This is a genomic window from Mucilaginibacter sp. RCC_168 (assembly GCF_041355315.1).
In the GTDB taxonomy this organism is placed as follows: Bacteria; Bacteroidota; Bacteroidia; order Sphingobacteriales; family Sphingobacteriaceae; genus Mucilaginibacter.
Window position 1 is genome coordinate 69931 of sequence record NZ_JBFUPN010000010.1, and the last position, 15310, is coordinate 85240.

Annotated in this window: 18 protein-coding genes; 10 read left to right on the forward strand and 8 right to left on the reverse strand. The window is 42.5% G+C overall.

The genetic code is table 11. The features are described 5' to 3' along the window. The first annotated feature begins 352 nt into the window (after window positions 1-352). The gene (locus tag AB6735_RS11215) at window positions 353-688 is read left to right on the forward strand and encodes a GIY-YIG nuclease family protein (RefSeq protein WP_370996015.1); all 336 of its coding nucleotides are present in this window, start codon (window positions 353-355) and stop codon (window positions 686-688) included. A 185-nt stretch (window positions 689-873) separates the two neighbouring features. Here AB6735_RS11215 and AB6735_RS11220 read toward each other — a convergent pair whose 3' ends face one another. Genes AB6735_RS11220 through AB6735_RS11235 form a run of 4 tightly spaced genes read right to left on the reverse strand, consistent with a single transcriptional unit; the run spans window position 874 to window position 3792 of the window. Next, window positions 874-1191 (reverse strand): DUF3784 domain-containing protein, encoded by a 318-nt coding sequence (locus AB6735_RS11220; RefSeq protein ID WP_370996016.1) that lies wholly within the window; start codon window positions 1189-1191, stop codon window positions 874-876. A gap of 12 nt (window positions 1192-1203) precedes the next feature. Then, window positions 1204-2190, reverse strand: a complete 987-nt coding sequence (locus tag AB6735_RS11225; protein ID WP_370996017.1) for an MlaD family protein — start codon at window positions 2188-2190, stop codon at window positions 1204-1206. 23 nt (window positions 2191-2213) lie between these two features. Continuing rightward, window positions 2214-2987, reverse strand: coding sequence for an ABC transporter ATP-binding protein (locus tag AB6735_RS11230; RefSeq protein WP_370996018.1), 774 nt, complete (start codon window positions 2985-2987; stop codon window positions 2214-2216). 1 nt (window position 2988) lies between these two features. Further along, window positions 2989-3792 carry an MlaE family ABC transporter permease gene (locus tag AB6735_RS11235; protein ID WP_370996019.1) on the reverse strand — a complete coding sequence of 268 codons (804 nt, stop codon included), beginning with the start codon at window positions 3790-3792 and terminating at the stop codon, window positions 2989-2991. Between the two features lie 475 nt (window positions 3793-4267). Here AB6735_RS11235 and AB6735_RS11240 point away from each other — a divergent pair, with 475 nt between their 5' ends. Then, a complete protein-coding gene (locus AB6735_RS11240; protein WP_370996020.1) occupies window positions 4268-5398 on the forward strand; it encodes a glycoside hydrolase family 26 protein in 1131 nt (376 codons plus the stop codon). A 181-nt stretch (window positions 5399-5579) separates the two neighbouring features. Here AB6735_RS11240 and nhaA read toward each other — a convergent pair whose 3' ends face one another. Further along, complete coding sequence (gene nhaA, locus AB6735_RS11245) at window positions 5580-6881, reverse strand: Na+/H+ antiporter NhaA (protein ID WP_370996021.1); 1302 nt, start codon at window positions 6879-6881, stop codon at window positions 5580-5582. 68 nt (window positions 6882-6949) lie between these two features. Between nhaA and AB6735_RS11250 the strand changes: the two genes are divergently transcribed. Further along, window positions 6950-7219: a hypothetical protein gene (locus AB6735_RS11250; RefSeq protein WP_370996022.1), complete on the forward strand. Its 270-nt coding sequence runs from the start codon at window positions 6950-6952 to the stop codon at window positions 7217-7219. Here AB6735_RS11250 and AB6735_RS11255 read toward each other — a convergent pair whose 3' ends face one another. Together AB6735_RS11255 and AB6735_RS11260 are read right to left on the reverse strand one after the other, a co-directional pair. After that, complete coding sequence (locus tag AB6735_RS11255; RefSeq protein ID WP_370996023.1) at window positions 7220-8371, reverse strand: MFS transporter; 1152 nt, start codon at window positions 8369-8371, stop codon at window positions 7220-7222. Between the two features lie 131 nt (window positions 8372-8502). Further along, window positions 8503-9210, reverse strand: a complete 708-nt coding sequence (locus AB6735_RS11260; RefSeq protein ID WP_370996024.1) for a DsbA family oxidoreductase — start codon at window positions 9208-9210, stop codon at window positions 8503-8505. 164 nt (window positions 9211-9374) lie between these two features. Between AB6735_RS11260 and budA the strand changes: the two genes are divergently transcribed. The 3 genes from budA (at window position 9375) to AB6735_RS11275 (ending at window position 12113) form a co-directional block, all read left to right on the forward strand. Then, window positions 9375-10181: an acetolactate decarboxylase gene (gene budA / locus AB6735_RS11265; protein WP_370996025.1), complete on the forward strand. Its 807-nt coding sequence runs from the start codon at window positions 9375-9377 to the stop codon at window positions 10179-10181. 133 nt (window positions 10182-10314) lie between these two features. Then, entirely contained in the window at window positions 10315-10881 is a 567-nt protein-coding gene (locus AB6735_RS11270; RefSeq protein WP_370996026.1) for a carboxymuconolactone decarboxylase family protein, read from the forward strand. Further along, on the forward strand, window positions 10881-12113 hold the full coding sequence (locus AB6735_RS11275) for a DUF3179 domain-containing (seleno)protein (RefSeq protein ID WP_370996027.1): 1233 nt from the start codon (window positions 10881-10883) through the stop codon (window positions 12111-12113). Before AB6735_RS11270 ends, AB6735_RS11275 begins: the two co-directional genes overlap by 1 nt. A gap of 2 nt (window positions 12114-12115) precedes the next feature. Here AB6735_RS11275 and AB6735_RS11280 read toward each other — a convergent pair whose 3' ends face one another. Beyond that, the gene (locus tag AB6735_RS11280) at window positions 12116-12415 is read right to left on the reverse strand and encodes a hypothetical protein (protein ID WP_370996028.1); all 300 of its coding nucleotides are present in this window, start codon (window positions 12413-12415) and stop codon (window positions 12116-12118) included. Between the two features lie 193 nt (window positions 12416-12608). Here AB6735_RS11280 and AB6735_RS11285 point away from each other — a divergent pair, with 193 nt between their 5' ends. The 4 genes from AB6735_RS11285 (at window position 12609) to AB6735_RS11300 (ending at window position 15287) form a co-directional block, all read left to right on the forward strand. Continuing rightward, window positions 12609-13706, forward strand: coding sequence for an acyltransferase family protein (locus AB6735_RS11285; RefSeq protein ID WP_370996029.1), 1098 nt, complete (start codon window positions 12609-12611; stop codon window positions 13704-13706). A 268-nt stretch (window positions 13707-13974) separates the two neighbouring features. Next, entirely contained in the window at window positions 13975-14340 is a 366-nt protein-coding gene (locus AB6735_RS11290; RefSeq protein WP_370996030.1) for a hypothetical protein, read from the forward strand. Between the two features lie 160 nt (window positions 14341-14500). Beyond that, window positions 14501-14857, forward strand: coding sequence for a hypothetical protein (locus AB6735_RS11295; protein WP_370996031.1), 357 nt, complete (start codon window positions 14501-14503; stop codon window positions 14855-14857). A 58-nt stretch (window positions 14858-14915) separates the two neighbouring features. Beyond that, complete coding sequence (locus AB6735_RS11300; RefSeq protein ID WP_370996032.1) at window positions 14916-15287, forward strand: hypothetical protein; 372 nt, start codon at window positions 14916-14918, stop codon at window positions 15285-15287. The last annotated feature ends 23 nt before the right edge of the window (window positions 15288-15310 follow it).

Genomic DNA, 15310 nt, shown 5'->3' on the forward strand with positions numbered 1-15310 from the left:
CCTCAGGATGACAAACTTTTAATGTTTGGTCAACCCATTTTGTCATGCTGAACTAAGTGAAGCATCTTCTTCGCTTGGTGTACGGATAGATCCTTCGTTCCTCAGGATGACAAACTTTTAATGTTTGGTCAACCCATTTTGTCATGCTGAACTAAGTGAAGCATCTTCTTCGCTTGGCGTACGGATAGATCCTTCGTTCCTCAGGATGACAAACTTTTAATGTTTGGTCAACCCATTTTGTTATGCTGAACGGAGTGAAGCATCTTCTTCGCCTGGTGTCCAGATAGATACTTCGATCTCAAGATCACAAATTTTTCATATCAACATATCCGTATTCTTCATAGATTTGATCATGCGCCAGTATAACTTTTTTACCTACATCCTCACTAATTACAGTAAAAAGGTATTATACACTGGTGTTACTAATGATTTGAATCAACGTTTGTATGAACACTATTTTGGTATTGATCAAAAAGAAAGTTTTACATCAAAATATAAGTGTTATTATCTAGTATGGTTTGAACGGCATCAGTATATAGATCATGCGATTGAGCGTGAAAAAGAGATAAAAGGATGGACAAGGGATAAAAAAGTCAAGCTAATTGAGGAGGAAAACCCAAATTGGAATTTTTTGAATCAAGAGATTATGGGATGGCCGCCTTTACTTATGGGTTCTTCAGAAGAATAAGAAGCACTTATTGTACAGAAGGCATGTTGAAGAAGATCCTTCGTTCCTCAGGATGACAAACTTTTTATATTGTAAAAAAACTTTTTGTCATGCTGAACGGAGTGAAGCATCTGTTATGCGATAGGCGTATTGAAAAGATCCTTCGTTCCTCAGGATGACAAACTTTTATAGTGTGCAGGCAGAGATTACCCCTTATACTTCCGCCCGCCTACATTAACAATAACCACCCACAAGAGTACAATAATGCCAAAAGCTATCAGCATATGATCGGTATGGTTGGGCATCAAAGTGGCTACAACACCTAATAAAAGACATATGAATCCGGTGATCAGGAGACTGCCGCCTATCCAATTGGCCAGGCCGTCTTTATCCTTACAGGTTCGCTCGTCATAGCCGGCAATGATCTCGACCCTTTTTTTATATTTGATAAGATAGGCCAAAAAAATGAGCAGCCCCGCAGCACACATTTCAATTATCCCCAATACCATACAGCCGCTTTGCATACCTGTTAAAGTTTATTGCGCTTTTAAACTATCGGCCTTGGCTTTTGCTTTCTTTTTGAAAAAGCCGCGCAGCAGAAAATTATGCTGTACCGCTTCCAGATCGTCATTAAGTTTAACGGAGCTTTGTTGCAGATAATTTAGGGTAGTTTGAACCTGTGCAGCACCTTTAGGGTCATTCAGTAATACGCCAATAGCATTATCGGTAGTATTGAGCTTATTGCTGGCTTTGGTCAGGTTGTCAGTCAGTGTGGAGGCATTGGCTGCTGCCTTTTGCAACTGATTAACCGACTGACTTATTTTATTAAAAGTAGCTGTGTCGGTCAGTAATTTATCGGCAAAGCCACCCTTGGTATTCATTTTGGCGCTAAAATTATTGAGCTGTACAGCCATGGTTGCCGCGCTTTGTGTGGCAGCCTGCAAATTACGCATGGCGGCGCGCAGTTGCATAGCCATGCTGCTATCAGCCATCAAGGCGCCAACTGTACCTTTGCCTTCCAGTATTTTATGGCTCAGGACTTTAAAATCGGTGGTGATGGCCAGCAGGTTCTGGTTGTTATCCTGTAGGGTTTTAAGCATATCATCGGTCGATAGCATTTTTTCGGCCTGCAGTACGTCTCCATCCTGGATTTCCGGTGCCTGCGGACTACCGCCATCTATCACAATGATCTTGTTTCCTATCAACCCGTCGGAGCTTACTTTGGCGCCCGCGTTACGGTGAATATATTGCTGGGTAGCCTGATCAACGTTCATAAACACCTGTACTTTTGAAGGGCCAATAAACTTAACCTCACTAATAGTACCTACTTTAACTCCGGAAAACCATACATTATTACCTTTTTTTAACCCGGCCACATCGCTAAAGACGGAGCTTATTTTTATGTTTTTTACGAAGCTTTTTTGCTGGCCCCCAAGTGTGAATACCCCCAGTATAAATACGATAAGGCCGAGCGCTAAAAATATGCCTACTATAATTGCTTTTCTATTTTCTGTTGCATCCATGATAATGGTTATAATATCTGTTCTTAGTGAATAAAGTTATAGTCAAAAAAAGGTTTAACCCGGCTGTCGTCGGTATTAAAAACCTCGTCAAAAGTACCGGTACGCTGAAACTGCCCGTCAAGCAGCATGGCTATCCGGTCGCCGGTTTGTTTAGCGCAGGTTAAATCGTGCGTAATGATGATAGATGAGGTATTGTAACGTTGCTGCACCTCGTTGATCAGGTCATTGATCTCGATACAGGTTATCGGATCAAGCCCGGCGGTTGGTTCGTCATACAGCATTACCTCGGGGTTAAGGATCAGCGTGCGTGCGATACCAATCCGTTTACGCTGACCGCCCGAAAGCTCGGCAGGCATCTGGTTAATGGTTTGTGATAAGCCAACGGCATCTAACACCGTTTCCACAGCGTTATTGATCTCGCTTCGGGTAATACCTTTACGGTTGCGGACTAATGGAAATTCCAGGTTTTTGCGTACCGTCATACTATCATACAAAGCGCTGTTCTGGAACGAAAAACCGATTCGTACACGCAGTTCTTGCAGTTCTTTTTCGGTTATTTGCTCCATATTATGCCCTAATACGGTTATTTCGCCCGCATCAGGTTTCAGCAGGCCCGAAATAATTTTAATCAATACAGATTTACCCGTACCCGAACGACCCAGCACCACCAGGTTTTCGCCCGGGTAAAGGTCAAGGTCGATACCCCGGAGTACCGCGTAATCCTGAAAAGACTTTTTAAGTCCCCTGATGCTGATAACCGGGTTGCTATGATCTGCCTGTGTTTGTGTCTTTTTCATATTAACGGAACCAGCTGGTTATCTGCACAATAATAACTTCTTCAATAAATACCAGGAACATGGCGGTAACCACTGCGCCATTGGCTGCTTTACCCACACCTTCGGTTCCTTTGGTTGAATTGTAGCCCTGGTAACAGCCTACAATACCTATAGTAAAACCAAATACGATTGATTTGATTAACGATGCCACAAAATCAACAAAAGTTAAAGGCTCAAACACCTGTTGTATAAAAGTGCTCCAACTGGTACCTTCGTTCTGGCTTACGTTTAAATAACCACCCAGTATGGCTATCAAGCCCGTATAGGTTGATAAGATAGGGATGGTGAGGGTGGTAGCCAGTACACGGGTACACACCAGAAATTTAAAAGGTTTGGTACCCGATACCTCCATAGCGTCAATTTGCTCGGTTACCCGCATAGAGCCCAGCTCGGCGCCAATACTTGAACCTACCTTGCCCGAGGCGATAAGCGCGGTAACCAACGGAGCCAGGGCACGCATAATGGCAATAGACACCAGAGATGGCAGCCATGACTGTGCCCCAAATTCAGATAGCGAAGGGCGGGATTGTTTGGTAAATATCACCCCAACAATAAACCCGGTAACCGATATCAGTGTAAACGAACGTACACCTACTTCAAAGCACTGTCGTACAATTTCTTTAAATTCAAAAGGAGGTACAAAAGCCTCTCTGAAAAAACGTAAAATAAACTGGTTGATCTTATACAGGTCGGTAAAAAAATTAATGAGGCTTTGTTTAAACTTCGAATTTTTTTTAGCTGTTGTTGCGCTTTCTGCTGTATCCATTAAATATGATATAGTAGGTATTTGTATAACTTAATTATGGTTACTCTACAATAACTTATGGCAATTGTTTGAACCAGATATATTATATGGCAATTTCATGTTTTTGCCTGATAAATTCGAATTCACAATACAATTAACAAGCCAAATTAAAAAATGCCAATCACGCTCCCATAAGTTAACGAGGCGGAGTTTAATAACATATTAAATTGAGTTTAAGTTTCTGACCGTTTGGGTAAAAAATTAAAATCACAATTGGTTGCAAACCTAACAGTTATAATTTATATTGAATAATGCACCCGGGAGAATATGGTTAATAAAGTGTAAAATTTCCCTGCTTGCACTTATTATACCCTGTGTTAGTTAAAAATAGCTGTTATAGCAATAGCAACATCTGTATAGAAATTATTAAACAAATAGATTGTGGCATGCGTTTTAATAATATTAAATTAGTCGCTTGCACCGATCAATTTAAGATATGCATGCAGTTTTAAGGTATATAACCATTACCGCTTTATTTTTATTATTTTATAATTTGTTTGCCAGCGCGCAATTATATAAGCCCAGTGATAAAAAAGCCACGGCCGAAACCAACGCGCTTTTTTCCAGCATGCAACGCCTGTTGGGTGCGGGGATCATGTTTGGCCATCATGACGATACAGCTTACGGCGTTAACTGGAAGTTTGAGCCCAATAGCTCGGATGTAAAAAGTGTTACAGGTTCATATCCGGCTATATATGGTTGGGATCTGGCAAAAATTGAGCACGACAGTATTAATGATATTAACGGTATCCCCTTTAAACTGCAAAAACAACTGGTAAAAGAGGCTTATGAACGTGGCGGTGTCAATACGTTTTGCTGGCATATGGATAACCCGGCTAACGGCAAAACAGCCTGGGATAACACCATGCATAGCATTAAAGAACTGATACCGGGAGGAGCATATCATGATGTTTATGTTTCGTGGCTGGATAAAGCGGCGGCTTACCTGGCCAACTTGAAAGGTTCAGGCGGCGAAGCCATCCCAATATTGTTCAGACCGTTTCATGAACTTACCGGCAATTGGTTTTGGTGGGGTAAAAACACCAGCTCGCCCGATGAATTTAAAACGCTATGGCGGTTCACTATTGATTATCTGCATAAAAAGAAAAAGCTCCACAACCTGCTCATCGTATATTCAACAGCCGATTTTAACACCGAAGAAGATTTCCTGGAACGTTATCCCGGAGATGATTATGTGGATTTTGTTGGCTTTGATAATTACTGTTATAAAAATGTTGCCGACTACCAGAGCAAGCTGGACAAACGCCTGTCCATTTTAGAAACCATAGCTGCCAAACATCATAAAGTAGCCTGCTTACCCGAAACTGGTTATGAGCAAATACCCCAGGCCGATTGGTGGACAAAAGTTTTACTGCCTACATTGGCAAAGCATAAATTATCCTATGTACTGGCCTGGCGTAATGGTCGTACCGATCATTATTATGTGCCCTATCCCGGACAGGTAAGTGCCGATGATTTTGTGAAATTTTATAACAGTTCGCAAGTGATGTTCCAGAACAGGCTTACGCCTTTAAGCGTGTATGGCAAACCTAATGGTGAGTGGTGAGTGGTGAGTGGTGAGTGGTGAGTGGTGAGTGGTGAGTAAAAATGGCGGGCAATTTAGGCGAAGACCCCGAGAGTTCCTAAACCACATGAACGGCGGAGCCCTCTTGAACCCTCTTGAAAACAAACAACAGGTAATAAATCAAAGTTCAGGCAAAAACTCACCGGTCACTATTCCCTACTCACTATCGGGCTTTTCTCAGCACCAATACTCCAAGCGCGCCGGCCAGGAGGGATGCTAACAATATTCCATACTTAGCCTGATCCACCATTTCCGGATGGCTAAAGGCAAGTCCCGAGATAAATAACGACATGGTAAAACCAACACCAGCCAGCAGTGCAACCCCAATTATTTGTTTCCATGTAGATTTTGCTGGCAATTGTGCACCGCATTTTACCATGAGCCAGGTAGCTAACAGCACGCCAATAAATTTACCGGCCAATAAGCCAATAGTTACACCTATGCTTACCGGGTTGGCCAGCGACGAAAAAAAGTTGGCGCCGATCACGATACCAGCATTGGCTAAAGCAAAAAGCGGCATCACTACAAAGGCTACCCAGGGATGCAGCATAAACTCCACCTTTTGCAGCGGTGTTTCGGCATCGGTACTTAGTTTCTTTATTTTCTCAATGGTGTCATGCTGCTCGGGCGTAGTTAAGGTACTGTTATTGGGTATGGCCTGTTCAAAATCTGAGAGTAAAGCACGAAGGCTATCCGCATAACTTTTTTCGTTGATGCGGGTGCGCGCCGGAATAGTAAATGCAACCAGTACGCCGGCAATAGTAGCATGCACACCCGAAAGTAAAAACGCCACCCAAACAGCAAAACCTATCACCAGGTAAAAAGCGATGTGCCGTACCCCCATTTTGTTACCGATGAGGAGGATCACCAATAACCAAACGCCGACGGTTAGAGGTAATAAGGCGATATGCGAACTGTAAAATATAGCGATTACCAGTACTGCTCCCAGATCATCAGCAACGGCAAGGGCCGATAAAAATACTTTTACTGATGATGGAATATGTTTACCAGCGATGGAAAGCAGGGCCAGTGCAAAGGCAATGTCAGTAGCCATAGGAATGCCCCAGCCGTATTCAGACTCGGAGCCTTTGTTGATCAGGAAATAAATAAGGGCCGGTACCAGCATCCCACCCAAGGCAGCCACCATAGGCAGAGACGCTTTTTTAATGGAGGATAGTTCGCCGGCCATAAACTCCCGCTTCAATTCCAGGCCTATCACAAAAAAGAATATGGCCATCAGACCGTCATTTATCCAGAGGTGCAGGGAATGATCAAGCATGAGGCCATCAAAGCCCAGGGATAATTTAAGATCCCACAAGGCATGATAAAAGTGCTCCAGTGGCGAATTAACCCATATAATGGCTGCCACTACGCTGATAAAAAGCACAATGCCACTGGTATGTTCCTGATGGATGAACTTATTTACCGGCGCTGTGATTTTTTCAATCGGAGTTTTTTTCCTCATCGCTACTAAATTAAGGAATTATTTAAAACCAAGTTGGGCGCTCAAGCCTTTATTCATAAAACATTACTATGAATACTTATCAGCAAAAATGGCTCAATGTACTGCACAATGCTAACTTGCCGGGATGGGCAATTGAGGCTCGTGGCGAGGATATATTTATCAATATGCCAAACGTAACCGATCTGAAATTAATAAGGGATAACCTGCCGCAAACCATTGGTTTAATGTCGTTGGATATTGACGTGCCCAAAGAGCGGTTGAAATTTATTTTCCATAACGGTTATGAACAGTTTGAGTACCTGCTTAACCCTGCTGGGGGCGATCTGAACCGGGAATGATCAGATTTTGGCTTTGGTAGATACCACCACAACAGATACACCCATGCAGGCTATTAATATAAACGAAGCTCTTAGGGTGGCCAGGCCCGCTATAAAACCAATGATAGGGGGGCCTATTAAAAAGCCCAGAAAACCTATGGTTGATACCGCGGCCAAAGCAACACCCGGCTGCATGGTTTTTGATTTTCCGGCAGCGCTGAAAACCATTGGCACTACCGATGATACGCCGACACCTACCAGCAAAAAACCAGCTATGGCCGTGTATACATAAGGAAACGCTACCGCGAAAAGCAGTCCTGTGGCGGTTAACGTACCACTTACCTGCAATGTACGTTTTAAGCCATACCGATGGGCGAATTTATCAGCAAAGAACCGGCCTCCGGCCATGGTAAGCATGAATGCTGTAAAGCCTACACCTACAAGAGCTGTTGGTGCAAGTACTACTTTTTTAAAGTAAATAACGCTCCAGTCGAACATGGCGCCTTCGCATATCATGGAGCAAAAGGCGATAACGCCCAGTTTGACCAGCGAACTGTCGGGCATCACGAAAACCGGGCCCGCATTGGCTACTTTATCATCTTTCAAATAGCGTGCAGCTATAATTACACCAATCATAATAACTACCATCATCAATAAAAAATGACGATAGGGGGCTACATGATTGGCGATCATGAAGGTACCAACGCCCGCGCCGGTAAATCCTGCCAAACTCCATAAACCATGAAACGAGGCAAGGATGGGGCGTTTGTATAATTCTTCGGTGATTACAGCCTGGGTATTTACGGAAATATTCACTGCATTACTGCTGAATCCGAAACATATCAGGCAAATGATCAGCTGGAAAGGGTTTTGCGCCAGACCTAAAGTCACCAGGGCCACAGCATATACCAGCAAAGCACTGATAAGCAGTTTACGACTGCCTATTTTAGTAATGATCCAGCCCGAAAATGGGAGCGAGCACATTAAACCCACGGGGAGTGCAAACAATACCGCGCCTAATGCGGCATCAGATAGTCCCATGTCTTGCTGTACTGTTGCAATACGTGATGCCCAGCTCGAAAAGCTAAGGCCGGCCATAAAAAACATAGCTCCAACAGCAATGCGGAGTGCTTTTTTTGATACAGAAACTGGTACAGCCGGCGCGTCTATCATTTTATACTTATGTAAGTGTATTTAGTACACTATGTATTGTAAATACAAAGGTATAACAAATATGTTACAATGGGAACAGCTAAATCGTTTTTTAATTATCTGATATAAAAAGATTTACGCGAAATGTAAGATTAACCGCAATCACCATCCGGTGAGCAGGATTCACCTTCAATAATGGTTAATGAAGATTTTTGGTTTTCCTGTTGCCACTCGGTAAATGATTTTTCAATCGTTTCCAGAAACACCGGTACAGCCTGTGCCCCCGATACGCCATATTTATTGTTCATCACAAAAAACGGAACACCACGGATACCTAACTGCTGTGCTTGTGCAATATCGTATTTTACTTCATCGGCATAGGTGTCGCTTTCTAATACTTGTTTTATCTCAGCGGCATCTAAACCGATAGTCACTCCCAGTTTGATCAGGGTATCGTTATCGTCAATATTTTGTCCTTCGGTAAAGTAAGCTTTAAACAGGGCCTCTTCGGCAGCATCACCCAAACCATGTTTTTTGGCAAGGTGGGTAAAGCGGTGCGCTTTAAAACTATTGGCCACTACAGCACGGTCGAAATTATAGGTAAGGCCAACTTCGGCAGCCATTTGGGTTACATGATCGTTTAGTTGGGCAGCATAATCCAGTGTCCAGCCTTTTGCATCGGCCAGGTACTGGTTAATATTGGTCGACAGATCGGTTTTCATATCCGGGTTGAGCTGAAAGCTTTTCCACTCAATTTCTACCTGCTCCTGGTGCCCCGATTGTTGCAGCGCATCTTCAAACCTGCGTTTGCCGATATAGCAAAACGGGCACATCACATCAGACCATATCTCTATTTTCATGTTATCTCTTTTTTTAGAATGTGCAAAGTTAGCATACACATGCCACCCGGCAGTAAACGCAAAGTAAAATTTGCAATGCTATGGAATAATGTATCCTCTAATATTTGCCATACTGCCAAAAAAACGATTGTTTTGCTGCCACATTTACAATACTTTACTTAGCTATGAAAAATACCCCTGTTTATTTCTTACTGGCTGTTATGTGTTACAGCTTTACGGCATCGGCACAGCAAAAAGTAAAGCCTGCCAATCCTAATGCTAATAATTTATTCAGTGCCGGTTTGGCTTCGGCTTTTATTGGTGGTTTATATGATTCATATTATCCTTATAAACAATTAAAACAGCATGGCAATTTTGGCTTAGGCGCCCCGGCCCGGCTCGATGGCGAATTATTGGTTTTTAAAGGCCATTTATATCAAACACAGGCAAGTGGCAAAACCGCCGAAATACCTGATACCGGCAAAACGCCTTACGCTGTTGTGTGCTTTTTTAACGCCGCTAAAGTGTATAAGCACAGCGGTACATTAAATAAGGCCGCGTTTTACAGTTATCTGGATAGTTTGCTAACCAATCAGAATGGTATTTATGCCATCCACATCAGCGGTAAATTTAAATTGGTGAAAACGAGAGCTTTCCCGCCGGTCGAAAAACCGTACCTGCCGCTGGCTTCGATGCTGGACAGGCAACACTTTTTTGATCACACTGATATGAACGGCGATCTGATCGGCTTTCGCATTCCTAAGTTTATGGAAGGCCCGCATATTGCCGGTTATCACTTCCATTTTTTATCAACAGACAAAGCGTTCGGCGGCCACGTGGTCGACCTGATAGCTCAGGATATTACGGTTGAAATTAATCCGCTAAGCAGCTTTACCCTTGATGTACCGCAAACTACCGATTTTGACCATTTTGATTTTGCCAAAGACCGTAAGGAAGAGATCAAAAGTGTAGAGAATGGCAAAAAGCAATAATACCTGTTTGATAGGCAGGCCTTTGCTGAAAATAATTATGGTGCTGGCTATTCTTTATAAAAGTAATTTTTAATAAATTCGGAATTATTATAAATCCAATTATTGAAAATTTACTGGTACCCTAATTATTGATATGCCATACATACCATTAGACGAAAGCCTGCCCGGTATTACAGGTTTGCTGAATTATCGTCAGGATACAGCTTTGCCCATCAGGCAGCTTACCCAGATATTGTTGCGGGGCGAATCGACCCTGACCGAAGGTGAGCGTGAACTAATAGCTACCGTGGTAAGTAATGGTAATGAATGCCGGTTTTGTACCAATGCCCATACCGCCGCGGCCAACGCCCTTTTAGGCGAAACAGAAACATCTGAAAAAGTAAAGAACGACCCGGATAATGCCCCTGTGAGCGAAAAAATGAAACACTTGCTTGAAATTGCACGTCAAACACAGGTAAATGGTAAACGGGTTACTCCGCAACTGGTAGATAAAGCCCGTGAGGCTGGCGCTACGGATCTGGAAATACACGATACCGTTTTGATTGCTGCGTTGTTTAGTTTATATAACCGTTATGTTGATGGCCTGGCCAGTGTAACCCCAATCGAACCTGTTTTTTATGATCGCCTTGCAGGTATATTGAAAAATAATGGCTATTTGCCATCGCCAAACCGCTACGCTGCCTTAAACCCCGAAGTGTAATGCAGCAAAAGAACAGATCGCGGATGTTTTGGTGGGGTATCATCTTATTGATCATACCAGGGTTGGTACATGCTTACCTGCTGATGCCTTTCCCAGGCAGTCAGGATCTGAATGCTATTACCCTATGTTATTATCTCGAAAAAATTGTAAATCCTTTGCGTGTTATAGGTGCCTTGCTGATTGTTTGGTACCTGATTAAATACTATGCGAAAAATACGGTAAGAAGTAAAATTGTAAAAGCTATAGTATTACTGCTTTGTTTAGGCAGTTTTTACTTTACAGATATCGCTTACAAGGCCGAAACCATGTTTAAGGAAACTGATGCGGTGAAGTTTGCCAATGGTCTTACCAATAAAGTGCCGCTCAACTACGTGATCATAGGGGTTGTGAATAATGGCGTGGCCAAAGCCTATCCGGTAGTTTACCTGGGCTATCATCATAAAGTACAGGATCAGGTTGGTCAGCAACCCATCTTGGTAACCTATTGCACCATGTGCCGTACGGGTAGGGTGTACAACCCGGTTATTAACGGCAGCCGGCAAAATTTCAGGTTGGTAGGGGCGAGGCATTACAACGCCATTATTGAGGATGAAAGTACCAGAACGTGGTGGTACCAGGCTACAGGTAACGCTGCCGTGGGTGAATTGAAAGGCCATCAGCTGCAGGAACTACCTTACGAGCAATCAACCCTGGGAGCATGGCTGCAAAAACATCCAACCTCACTGATCATGCAGCCTGATAAATTGTATGCAGCCGATTACGCAGATCTGAAAAATTACGACCGCATACAGGCTATCGATCGCGACAGCATCCTTAAAAATAAAGATTCCCTGATCCGTAAAAGCTGGGTGGTGGGTGTAATTATCAACGGCAAAGCCCGGGCTTATGACTGGCGGCGTTTAAATAACAAGCGTTTGCTTAATGACGAGTTTGACCATCACTCGTTGCTATTGGGTATTGAGCATGATAGTCTTACTTATCATGCCTGGAATACTGCCGTAAATGGCAAAACCCTGCATTTTAACCTGGGCAATGATGGCCTGCTCACCGATCTGGAAACGGCTTCGGTTTGGGATTGGGACGGCTTATGTATCTCCGGAACTCAAAAAGGGCAGCGCCTTGCCAAAGTGCAGGCATACCAGGAATACTGGCGCTCCTGGAAACAGTTTCATCCGGCCACTACTTTCTGGAAAGGCGGAGAAATGGAGGAACCAATGGCCGGTATTTACTAAGCTTATCCTTCAATAACGGCCACAATTTTGCCAATGTCGCTATTGCTAATCAGCTCTTCTTCGGGCATGTTGGGATAATACTTGTTCAGGATCTTTTTAATGAGCAGGTAGCTTTCTATGGATTGAATAGGAGGATTAGCCAGCTCATGGATGATAGAGCCCACCATCTTGACCTTTTTGGCCTCGTACTGGTTCAGTACAAAATCTGAGGTCTTTTTTTGGCGACTGGCAACAATCAATTCATCAAGTTTTTTGATGTCTTCAACCAAGTCCATCAGCTTTAATACTTCCACCTTTTTCATCGGGGTAAAATTAAACAATTATTTGTGCCGCTAAATAACATTCAGGTAATATGTAAAAATAAAAGGTAAGCAGTTTTGTTTAGACAGGAATTTTAGCTCAACTTTTATATGGTTTAAATAGTGATTTTGTTTAACAATAACTCTTTATCTATTTTTAAAAAGTATATTGTTTAACCGATATTGAAATATATTTATGCCTGTAAGCCAAACCGCTAACCCCATCTCCACACGCCTCCTTTCCCTTGATCTTCTTCGGGGTTTTATTATGGTATTGCTTGCCATAGAGTCAACAGGGATATATGATTATTTGTATGAGCATACGCATGGGCGTTTTATAGAACAATTTACGCATCATCCATGGCATGGCCTTCATTTTTGGGATCTGGTGCAGCCCGCTTTTATGTTTATAGCTGGAGTGGCTATGGCGTTTTCGTTAAATAAACAATGGAGTAATGGCGTTACATGGAACCAAACATTTAAAAAAACTTTGATCCGTTGCGGCTGGCTGTTCTTTTGGGGAGTGCTGGATTATGCCGTACGCCCGAAAGGTTTGTCTTTTGAACTGTGGGATGTATTAACCCAGCTTTCATTTACTACATTAATAGCTTTTCTGATCCTCAAATGGAACCCACTGGCACAAATTGGCGTATGCATTGGTTTGCTGTTGCTTACCGAAGCGCTCTACCGGTTTACCCATATACCCGGTTTCGATCAGCCATTTACTGATCAGCATAATTTTGGTAATTATATCGATCTGCTGCTCATGAATAAGATCAATAAAGGGGGCTGGGTAGCTATCAACTGCATCCCAACCGCTGTACATACCATTGCAGGGGCATTGGCAGGCAAACTGCTATTAAACGGTAATCATAAATTAAGACAACTCCTGCTTTGGGGGCTTGCCTGCCTTGTAATTGGTTATAGCCTCGACGCGTTGAGCATAACTCCAATAATTAAGCGGATTGCAACAACCTCGTTTACTATTACCTCGTTGGGCTGGTGTTTGTGGTTTTTAGCAATATGTTATTGGTGGGTTGATGTATTGGGGCATCGCAAATACCTAACCTTTTTTACTATTGTTGGTATGAACTCTATTTTTATTTACCTGTTTTTTGAAATTGTTGGCAGCCGCTGGTTCAATGGTTATATCAGCAGTATCAGCAATGGCGTTTTAAGCTGGTTTAACGCCGGTGAATTACTGAAAGTGATTATTACCGCTGTCTGCGTTTTTGGACTGGAGTGGCTGTTTTGCTATTTTCTTTATAGGAAGAAAATATTTTTTAAATTATAACAGCACAAGCTGCGTGTATTGTCAGGATGATAAAAGGATCAGTTAACCGCATGGTGGTATTTTGTTATACCCGGGCAGGTAGTGTTGGCATCAAACAATCGTCAATTATTGGTGACATTAAATAACATTCAGTTAATATGTGAAAATAAAAGGCAAAATAGTTTGTTTAAACGGCTATTTTATTTTAACTTTTGTATGGTTTAAATAATGCATACTTAACTGATTTTTAACAAAAAAGACATTATCTTAGGTAAATAAAAAATACGTTATGAAAAGAAAGTTTTTTACTACCGCGATGTTGGTAGGTTGCTTTATGGTTTGTTTGGCAGCCATCGCCGATTTGAATGGCAAATGGGCCGGAAAATTGGTTTTGGGCGATGGCTCTGAGTACCCATTATTATATAACTTTAAAGTTGATGGTGATAAATTAACCGGAACGGCTTTAACACCAGATGGCGACGTGCAGATAGCTAATGGTAAAACTGACGGTACCACTTTTTCATTCAGTGTTACTACCGGTGGTATGGACATTCCGCATACCGGCAAGTTCTATGGTGATTCAACAGGCATCGACCTAGAGATCAATGGCGCGAAAGTTCACTCTTTATTAAAAAGGCCAGAAGAAAAGAAATAATCTTTATCCTTTGGGATAAGGAAGCTACAAAAGTATTTTCATACTTAAACCTCGCTATGAAAACCTTACTAATTAGTAAGGTTTTTTTATTTGGTTAAACTATTTAACCAAAAGTTTGTATAACCATAACAGCAGGCAATATCCTGTCTGCACGTCCCTCATGAAAAGAAAAATATTTGCAACCGCTGCTATGGTCATATGCTTCATGATCTGTTTTGCCGCAGTTATGGACATTAACGGAAAATGGACAGGTATCTTAAAACTGCCTAACAAAACTACATTTCAGTTAAACTACACTTTTAAGGTTGATAGCGATAAGCTTACGGGTATGGCACACATGCCCGAAGGGGATGTGCAAATTACGGATGGTATGATCAACGGCGGCGATTTTTCCTTCAATGTGCCCGTGCCCGATGGCAATGCGCCGCATACCGGTAAAATTTATCCGGATTCTATCCAGATGCACATTGTTTATAAAGGCGAGCATTTGAGCACGGTACTCAAACGGGCTAATTAAAACTTATTTTTTATTTGGCATTGCTTATTAAACGTATAGCTGCTACCTTTGCGGCATCATGCTGCAACGTTTTACAGCCTATTTACTCATCGTTTCGCTGATCACGGTTAATTTCTCGCGGTTTTTTATTTACGCGGGTTTTGAACTGAACAGGAACTACATTGCCACCAAGCTTTGTGAAAACCGGAATAGACCCTGGTTGCATTGCGATGGTAAATGTTATTTTGCGAAAAAGATAAAACAGGCAGAGGAAAAGCAGGCCAGCGATGAAAGGCAGTCGCAAAAGAGCCTCTTTCAGGAAGTTTATGTAGCCAGTTCAACGGTTATTAAATTTCACTCCAGCTTGTTGCAAGTGATCGTGACCCCTTATGATTGTACCCTTCCGGTCGACCGTGTCGGTACCATATTCCAGCCTCCCCAGTTAGGATAATTTCCATTTATTTTCCCGGATCT

What these genes read in the sequence shown, in the direction of transcription:
- AB6735_RS11215 (WP_370996015.1), top strand. Translation starts at nt 353, where the DNA reads ATGCGCCAGTATAACTTTTTTACCTACATCCTCACTAATTACAGTAAA.
- AB6735_RS11220 (WP_370996016.1), bottom strand. Translation starts at nt 1,191, where the DNA reads ATGCAAAGCGGCTGTATGGTATTGGGGATAATTGAAATGTGTGCTGCG.
- AB6735_RS11225 (WP_370996017.1), bottom strand. Translation starts at nt 2,190, where the DNA reads ATGGATGCAACAGAAAATAGAAAAGCAATTATAGTAGGCATATTTTTA.
- AB6735_RS11230 (WP_370996018.1), bottom strand. Translation starts at nt 2,987, where the DNA reads ATGAAAAAGACACAAACACAGGCAGATCATAGCAACCCGGTTATCAGC.
- AB6735_RS11235 (WP_370996019.1), bottom strand. Translation starts at nt 3,792, where the DNA reads ATGGATACAGCAGAAAGCGCAACAACAGCTAAAAAAAATTCGAAGTTT.
- AB6735_RS11240 (WP_370996020.1), top strand. Translation starts at nt 4,268, where the DNA reads ATGCATGCAGTTTTAAGGTATATAACCATTACCGCTTTATTTTTATTA.
- nhaA (WP_370996021.1), bottom strand. Translation starts at nt 6,881, where the DNA reads ATGAGGAAAAAAACTCCGATTGAAAAAATCACAGCGCCGGTAAATAAG.
- AB6735_RS11250 (WP_370996022.1), top strand. Translation starts at nt 6,950, where the DNA reads ATGAATACTTATCAGCAAAAATGGCTCAATGTACTGCACAATGCTAAC.
- AB6735_RS11255 (WP_370996023.1), bottom strand. Translation starts at nt 8,371, where the DNA reads ATGATAGACGCGCCGGCTGTACCAGTTTCTGTATCAAAAAAAGCACTC.
- AB6735_RS11260 (WP_370996024.1), bottom strand. Translation starts at nt 9,210, where the DNA reads ATGAAAATAGAGATATGGTCTGATGTGATGTGCCCGTTTTGCTATATC.
- budA (WP_370996025.1), top strand. Translation starts at nt 9,375, where the DNA reads ATGAAAAATACCCCTGTTTATTTCTTACTGGCTGTTATGTGTTACAGC.
- AB6735_RS11270 (WP_370996026.1), top strand. Translation starts at nt 10,315, where the DNA reads ATGCCATACATACCATTAGACGAAAGCCTGCCCGGTATTACAGGTTTG.
- AB6735_RS11275 (WP_370996027.1), top strand. Translation starts at nt 10,881, where the DNA reads ATGCAGCAAAAGAACAGATCGCGGATGTTTTGGTGGGGTATCATCTTA.
- AB6735_RS11280 (WP_370996028.1), bottom strand. Translation starts at nt 12,415, where the DNA reads ATGAAAAAGGTGGAAGTATTAAAGCTGATGGACTTGGTTGAAGACATC.
- AB6735_RS11285 (WP_370996029.1), top strand. Translation starts at nt 12,609, where the DNA reads ATGCCTGTAAGCCAAACCGCTAACCCCATCTCCACACGCCTCCTTTCC.
- AB6735_RS11290 (WP_370996030.1), top strand. Translation starts at nt 13,975, where the DNA reads ATGAAAAGAAAGTTTTTTACTACCGCGATGTTGGTAGGTTGCTTTATG.
- AB6735_RS11295 (WP_370996031.1), top strand. Translation starts at nt 14,501, where the DNA reads ATGAAAAGAAAAATATTTGCAACCGCTGCTATGGTCATATGCTTCATG.
- AB6735_RS11300 (WP_370996032.1), top strand. Translation starts at nt 14,916, where the DNA reads ATGCTGCAACGTTTTACAGCCTATTTACTCATCGTTTCGCTGATCACG.